Origin of the sequence: Embleya sp. NPDC050493 (genome assembly GCF_044458105.1) — a bacterium.
GTDB lineage: Bacteria > Actinomycetota > Actinomycetes > Streptomycetales > Streptomycetaceae > Embleya.
This window is the reverse complement of record NZ_JBITHP010000002.1, coordinates 44,374-50,985: the sequence shown is the minus strand read 5'-3', so window position 1 is coordinate 50,985 and position 6,612 is coordinate 44,374. Positions and strand designations below refer to the sequence as shown.

Annotated in this window: 7 protein-coding genes and 1 tRNA gene; 2 read left to right on the top strand and 6 right to left on the bottom strand. The window is 71.2% G+C overall.

Annotation, left to right across the window (positions count from 1 at the left end; all coding sequences use genetic code 11):
* Positions 1 to 163 precede the first annotated feature (163 nt).
* Positions 164 to 490 (bottom strand): rhodanese-like domain-containing protein, encoded by a 327-nt coding sequence (locus ACIBM5_RS03575; RefSeq protein WP_396005151.1) that lies wholly within the window; start codon positions 488 to 490, stop codon positions 164 to 166.
* A 43-nt stretch (positions 491 to 533) separates the two neighbouring features.
* Between ACIBM5_RS03575 and ACIBM5_RS03570 the strand changes: the two genes are divergently transcribed.
* Positions 534 to 1,172, top strand: a complete 639-nt coding sequence (locus tag ACIBM5_RS03570) for a TetR/AcrR family transcriptional regulator (RefSeq protein WP_396005150.1) — start codon at positions 534 to 536, stop codon at positions 1,170 to 1,172.
* A 57-nt stretch (positions 1,173 to 1,229) separates the two neighbouring features.
* Here ACIBM5_RS03570 and ACIBM5_RS03565 read toward each other — a convergent pair whose 3' ends face one another.
* Complete coding sequence (locus tag ACIBM5_RS03565; protein WP_396005149.1) at positions 1,230 to 1,883, bottom strand: hypothetical protein; 654 nt, start codon at positions 1,881 to 1,883, stop codon at positions 1,230 to 1,232.
* A gap of 87 nt (positions 1,884 to 1,970) precedes the next feature.
* Positions 1,971 to 3,209, bottom strand: coding sequence for an MFS transporter (locus tag ACIBM5_RS03560; RefSeq protein ID WP_396005148.1), 1,239 nt, complete (start codon positions 3,207 to 3,209; stop codon positions 1,971 to 1,973).
* A gap of 189 nt (positions 3,210 to 3,398) precedes the next feature.
* On the opposite strand from ACIBM5_RS03560, the gene gndA reads away from it, so the two are divergent.
* On the top strand, positions 3,399 to 4,835 hold the full coding sequence (gndA, locus tag ACIBM5_RS03555) for an NADP-dependent phosphogluconate dehydrogenase (protein WP_396005147.1): 1,437 nt from the start codon (positions 3,399 to 3,401) through the stop codon (positions 4,833 to 4,835).
* 165 nt (positions 4,836 to 5,000) lie between these two features.
* Here the strand turns inward: gndA and ACIBM5_RS03550 are convergent, their stop codons facing one another.
* The 3 genes from ACIBM5_RS03550 to ACIBM5_RS03540 form a co-directional block, all read right to left on the bottom strand.
* On the bottom strand, positions 5,001 to 5,531 hold the full coding sequence (locus tag ACIBM5_RS03550) for a hypothetical protein (RefSeq protein ID WP_396005145.1): 531 nt from the start codon (positions 5,529 to 5,531) through the stop codon (positions 5,001 to 5,003).
* Between the two features lie 136 nt (positions 5,532 to 5,667).
* A tRNA-Leu gene (locus ACIBM5_RS03545) sits at positions 5,668 to 5,751 on the bottom strand.
* A 183-nt stretch (positions 5,752 to 5,934) separates the two neighbouring features.
* Complete coding sequence (locus tag ACIBM5_RS03540) at positions 5,935 to 6,570, bottom strand: TetR/AcrR family transcriptional regulator (RefSeq protein WP_391588959.1); 636 nt, start codon at positions 6,568 to 6,570, stop codon at positions 5,935 to 5,937.
* Positions 6,571 to 6,612: the final 42 nt, after the last annotated feature.

The following is a 6,612-nucleotide window of genomic DNA, read 5'->3' as shown; positions in this document are numbered from 1 at the left end:
GTCGCTCCGGGGGGGGGGGGGCGTCTGTGTCTCTCTCGGCCCGCCGGTGGTGGTGCCCCCCACCGCGCGGTGGGTGTCGGGCCCCGTGGGGGGGGGGGGGGGCGCCCTTCCGCGTACCGGCGGGAGTCGCCGGTCGGGTCCGTGGGTCGGCCGGGGTCGCCGGTCAGGCGGATTCGGTCGGGAGGCCGGCGGCGGTCCAGTCCTCGATGCCCTCGGCGTACTTGCGGACGTTGCTGTAGCCCAGGTGGGTGAGGCGGTCGGCGACCTGGCCGCTGTTCGGGCAGGCGGGGTTGGAGCAGTACGTGACGATCGCCGCGTCGCGATCGGGCAGCAGGGTCGGGGCGAGCGTGTCCACCTCGCCCCGGACCAGGGCGAGCGCGCCGGGCAGGTGCTGCTTGGCCCAGTACTCGCCGCCGAGCGCGTCGACGACGGTGACGGTGCCGGCGGCGATCTCGGCGCGCAGTTCGTCCCGGGTGATCAGTGCGGTCATGGTGGTGCCTCCATCGTGGCGAGAATCGGACTATAGTCCGGTTGTGGCTCACGACGACATTAACGGACCGCAGTCCGGTTCCGCAATCCATCTGGACCTGCTCCGCACCCCACCCCCCAGGGAGCGCGCCGACGCGGCCCGCAATCGCGCGGCGGTACTCGACGCCGCCGCAAGGCTGTTCGCCGAACACGGGGTGGCGGCGGTATCGATGGACCAGGTGGCGGCGGCAGCCGGCGTCGGCAAGGGCACCCTCTTCCGCCGCTTCGGCGACAAATCGGGCCTGGCCACGGCGCTTCTCGACACCCGAGAGCGCGCACTGCAAGAGGCGATCCTGCACGGCCCACCACCCCTGGGCCCGGGAGCACCGGCGGACGAACGCCTCACCGCATTCGTCGACGCCTATTTCGACTACCTACTGGAGCACCTGGACCTGATCCGCATGTCGGAGACGTCCTCTCCCGGCGCCCGCCACCGCATCGGCGCCTACCGCTTCTGGCACCGCCATGTGACGATCCTGCTGGACGACGCGACGACGCCGGACCCGGACCACGCGGCACACGCGCTCCTGGCATCCCTGGCGGCCGAACACGTCACCGCCCTGCTCCCGGACCTGGGCCCGGAACGGATCCGCGCGGGCGTACTCCGCCTGGCCCGCGCCGTGGCGCGCCCCGAGCCCGGCTGACGGGCCGACCGATGTCGCGTTTCGGTCATCGCGCGACGGCCTCGGAGGGCCGATACGTCAGCGGCCGACCACCGTTGCGGAGTGCGCCCGCCAACTCTCCTCGTACGGGATCCGCGTGCCCGGCGTGTGGCCCGCGTCGAGGTGCGCGAGCAGAGCCTCGACGTAGAGGTTCTTCCCGTCCGTACGCATCGGGGCGATCTTCGCGCCGGAGAACTTCCGAACGATGCTCGCGTCGGCGTCCGTCCACAGGCGGTCGGCGGCGAGCGCCAAACGGTCGAGGAGGTACTCGAACGTGGCGTGGGAGAACTGCAGTTCCGACCCGGCGGGCGGTTCGAGGGTGGGGTGAGCCGTGAAACCGCGCAGCTTGACCAGCGCATCCGCCTCGGGGATGGCCTCACCCTCCTCGGCTCTCTCCAGGTTCTCCAGATGGTTCAGCCCGTTGCGCAACCGCTGCGTGACGCCCTGCTCGGTGCGCTCCGACACACACCGCCCGACGAGTTCGGCACCGTTCAGCGACAACGACGCGGCGGCGAGATACTGCCCGTGGCTCACCAACAGTCCCGCCGACGCGATGAATTCGCGCAGCACACCGGCGGTGTACAGGTACTTGCAGCCGTACGGCGGTATCCCGTACCGCACGGAGACCGGCGCCCAGACCTCGGCCTCACCCCGCGGCAGCGCGTGCCGGGTACGGCGAATCGATGACTTCATGGCCACATGGGTACCGGTGCCGGCAATCCCCCGACAACCGGATTTCCCCGCCGGAGCAGCCCGATCGGCCCCGCCCGGGGACCCGACTCAATCGCCCGTCGGGTTCGTGGTTCGGGTGGTCGGTGAGATCGGGTGTGCCGTCGGGTCGATCAGGCGGTGGCGCAGGAGGGTGGGTGCCGCGGCCAGTGACGCCAACAAGGTTCCTGCGCCCGCCAGTTGGAGTGCACCGGCCCCGCCGAGTGAGGTTGCGACCGGGCCCGCGAGTGCCGTGCCGGTCAGGTTCGCACCGTTGAGGGCCGCGCTGGAGGAGGCGAAAGCGCGGCCTCGCGTCTCGCGTGGGACACGGGCATGGATCAGGTTGCGGATGGCGAGGTTCTGTAGCGCGTTGGCCACGCCCGTGATGACGAACGCGGCGAAGGCGAAGGCGAATACGGGCACGGTCGAGCTCACGAACAGGGCGGCGCCCATCATCGCCCCGGCCCCGGCCAGGACCCGGGGTTGCCAGGTCAACGGAACGCGCGTGGCCAGGAACGCCGCGGCGAGGAGCATCCCGAGGGTGTGTGCGGTGACCAGCCAGCCGTACCCGGCATCCGAGGCGCCCAGGTCGTCCCGGATGTAGAAGACCCGCGCCACATTCATCATTGCGGTGAACACGACTGCGGTGGCCAACGCCGGAATCGCCACTCGCAGCAACCGATCGCCCCCGAGCACGTCCACCCCTTGCCGCACCTGGCCGAGCCACCCGAGTCGGGCGTCGCCGGCCGCCGGCTCCCGGCGGATCCGCAGTACGAGGAACACTCCTGCCACCACCGCGAAAGACCCCGCGTTGCCCAGCAGAACGGCCCGATGACCGACCCCGGCAACCAACAGCCCGGCCAGAGCCGGCCCCGCGACATTGCCGACCGAACGAAACGTCTCCAAGCGCGCGAACCCTCGTGTCGTGTCCGCATCGCCCACGATCTCCGGTACGAGCAGTTGCAGGGTCGGCGAAACCACCGCAAGGCCCGCACCCAGCAGCACCAGAAGCACGATGGTGGCCACCACGTCCGTGGTGAGCGCCAACCCGAGCGCGACCACCGCCTGGAACCCGGTCACCGCCACGACCAGCCGACCGCTCTCGACCCGGTCGAGCAACGGGCCCGCCAACGGCCCGACCACCACGAGCGGCAGCACACTCGCGATCACCAGCGCCGAGATCACCGCCCCGGACCGCCCCTGATCGTGTAATCGCAGGGTCAACACGACCATCGCCATCTGGTCCCCCATCGAGGACAACCCGTAGGCGGCGGCCACCACGGAGAGCACGACATTCGGATTCCGGCGCATCCGGCGATGCTGCCGGCCACGGGGGCGTCCGGGCACGGCCGGCGTGTTGCGAGCGGGGGATTAACGCCGGGCGCGGACGATGTTGTCGCAGTGATCGCACAGGTCGGTCATGGATCGGATTCGCCGTCTCGACGGTCGCCCCGGTCCCTCCTCTCCGGATGCCCGGACAGACAGCAGGAGTTGACGAAGATGGCGGAGCGAGCTCGGATCGGTGTCACCGGACTGGCCGTGATGGGGCGCAACCTGGCCCGCAACTTTGCCCGGCACGGCCACACCGTCGCCGTGCACAATCGCACCTCGGCCAAGACCCGTGCGCTGGTCGAGGAATTCGGTGGCGAGGGCACCTTCCTACCCGCCGATACGGCCGAGGAGTTCGTGGCGCTACTGGAGCCGCCGCGGCGGCTGGTGATCATGGTCAAGGCCGGGGCGCCCACCGACGCGGTGATCGACGAGTTCGCCGCGCTTCTCGAACCCGGCGACATGATCATTGACGGCGGCAACGCGCACTTCGCCGACACCCGCCGCCGCGAGGCCGCGCTGCGCGAGCGCGGCATCCACTTCGTCGGCACCGGGATCTCCGGCGGCGAGGAGGGCGCCCTGCTCGGCCCGAGCATCATGCCCGGCGGCTCCCCGGAGTCCTACGCCGCGCTCGGCCCGATCCTGGAGGACATCGCCGCGAAGGTGGACGGCGTGCCGTGTTGCGCGCACATGGGCCCGGACGGTGCCGGTCACTTCGTCAAGATGGTGCACAACGGCATCGAGTACGCGGACATGCAGCTGATCGCCGAGGCGTACGACCTGCTCGATCGCGCGCTGGGGATGCAACCCGCGCAGATCGCCGAGGTGTTCAAGACCTGGAACACCGGCCGGCTGGAGTCCTACCTGATCGAGATCACCGCCGAGGTGCTCGCACACACCGACGCGGCCGGTGGCAGGCCGTTCGTCGACGTGGTCCAGGACCGGGCCGAGCAGAAGGGCACCGGCCGCTGGACCGTGCAGACCGCCCTCGACCTGGGGGTTCCGGTCAGCGGCATCGCCGAGGCGGTGTTCGCCCGGTCCCTGTCCGGCCACGCCGAACTGCGCGCGGCGGCGCAGGGTCTGCCCGGACCGACCCGCAACACGCTCGAGGGGGAGGACGCGGACCGCTTCGCCGACGACGTCGAGCAGGCGCTGTACGCGTCCAAGATCGTGGCCTACGCGCAGGGCATCCACCAGATCGAGGCCGGCAGTGCCGAATACGACTGGTCGATCGACCCGGGTACGGTCGCCGAGATCTGGCGCGGCGGCTGCATCATCCGCGCCCGCTTCCTGAACCGGATCCGGGAGGCGTACGACGCCGACCGCAAGCCCGACTCGTTGCTGACCGCCGACTACTTCCGGAACGCGATCGGCGGCGCCCAGGACGCCTGGCGTCGGGTGGTGGCCACCGCCGCCGAACTGGGCATTCCCACCCCCGGCTTCGCCGCCGCGTTGTCCTATTACGACGGCCTGCGCTCGCCGCGGCTGCCGGCCGCCCTGATCCAGGGCCAGCGGGACTTCTTCGGCGCGCACACCTACCGCCGAGTGGACCGCGAGGGTTCCTTCCACACCGAGTGGTCCGGCGACCGTACGGAACACGCGGTCTGACCGAGGGCCCCGGCCCGAGGACCACAGGTCATCGGCCACCCGCCACCCTCCACCGGCCGCTTCCCGCCGTCTGCCGTCCGCCGTCCGGCAGGGACCACAGCTCGGTCCCTGCCGGGCCGGCTCACTCCGGCCCGGCTCGGCCCGCCAAGCCCGATCCGCCCCGCCTCACTCCCACCGCCCCGCCAGCAGCCGGGTCATCGCGCCCGTCAACGACCCGCGCAACTGCCGGCGCACCGGCGGTGTCAGGTGCCGCAACCACAGATGCGCCGCCCGATCGCCCATCAGCCCCACACACAGCAGCGGATCCTCGAACAGGAACGCCGGGGCATGCCAGTTCATGCACGCGTTCGGATCGGGGTCCACAGCCGGCACCCGCCGGATGCCGACCGCGGCCAGCCCGGTGGCGCACAACAGACAACAAGCGCTCCCGAGAGCGGCTCCGGGGTCGGCGAACTCGCCTGTCGCCAAAGGCAGTCCGAGCATCCGGGCCTGCTGGAGGCAATCCATCTCGGCGTGCAGCCCGCGCTTGGGCGAGCCCTCGAAGATCCGCCGGCCGAAGCTCATCACGCACTCCGCGTCGGGCTTGGCCGGCACCGCCCGCCCGAACGTCTCGACCCGCCCCTCGGCGACCCGCACCCACCCCACCCAGTCACCGGCGATCTTCGGCACGATCATCTCCGCGGGGGGCGTCTGCACCCGGCCGCCGGAAACCTTCGGACAGTACTCGCAGTGCATGGCGCCTCCCCAGGGACGACATGCCGCAAGCTAGCGTGCGCGGGGTCGGGGCCGCCAGCACAAGACCGGCCGAAAACCACCGGAAAATCACCACTTGTGCGGCCGAAGGGACTCGAACCCTCATATCCTCTCGGACGGCAGGACCTAAACCTGCTGCGTCAACCAATTGCGCCACGGCCGCGCGCGACCGACCTGCGCGACAACGCCCCGAGGTCGACCACGCTTCATGCTAGTGCCCGCCGCATCGAGCGGCCGGCACATATCCCCCCGCGACCAACCATCCGGCCAAGCCCGCGCCGCCTGCCGAGCCGGTACCGCCGCCGACACCGGCGCCGACACCCGGGCGCCCCCCGACGCGCACCGCTCAGCGAATCAGCCGCCCGGTCGCCCGCCGCGCCATCGCCAACGCGCTCTCCCGAGTCGTCCCGCCGAGCCCGAGCACCGTGCGCGTACTCAACCCCTCCAGCAGCGCGAGCAACTCCGACGCGACCGCTTCCGGGTCGTCGATCAGCAATACGTCCCGGTCCGCGCCCCGGACCAGGATCGTGACCAGGTCGGCCTGCCAGCCGAGGTCGATCTCGTCCTGCGCCACCCGTAGTTCCGCGTTGCCGGCCGTCCTGGCCCAGAGCTCCAACCACAACATCCAGCGCGGATCGCGCGGGCCGACCGGCAGATACAGGTCCAGGAACAGGTCCAGCTTGCGGTCCGCCGCGACCCGGCGCGCGAGCAGTCGGGCGCGCTCCTCGCCCAGCCGGTCCTCGCTCCAGCGCAGCGCGGCCAGCAGCAGCTGATCCTTGCTGCCGAAGTAGTACAGGATGTGCCCGCCGCTGGTGCCCAGGCGCTCCGCGAGGCCGGACATCGTCAGCTTGGCCAAGCCGTGCTCGGCGATCGCCGCGATGGCCTCCTCGAGCATCCGGTCCTGGGCGATCCGACCGTCGCTCCGCCTCGTGGCCACCACCGACACCCGCCTTTCGACCGCGCGGCCGACCCGCTCGCGCAAGGGCTCGACCCTATCCCGCCGGTGACGGACACCTTGAACGAC

Excerpts from the sequence above, each read along its gene's own strand:
- ACIBM5_RS03565 (WP_396005149.1), bottom strand. The coding sequence starts at position 1,883 with ATGAAGTCATCGATTCGCCGTACCCGGCACGCGCTGCCGCGGGGTGAG.
- gndA (WP_396005147.1), top strand. The coding sequence starts at position 3,399 with ATGGCGGAGCGAGCTCGGATCGGTGTCACCGGACTGGCCGTGATGGGG.
- ACIBM5_RS03560 (WP_396005148.1), bottom strand. The coding sequence starts at position 3,209 with ATGCGCCGGAATCCGAATGTCGTGCTCTCCGTGGTGGCCGCCGCCTAC.
- ACIBM5_RS03575 (WP_396005151.1), bottom strand. The coding sequence starts at position 490 with ATGACCGCACTGATCACCCGGGACGAACTGCGCGCCGAGATCGCCGCC.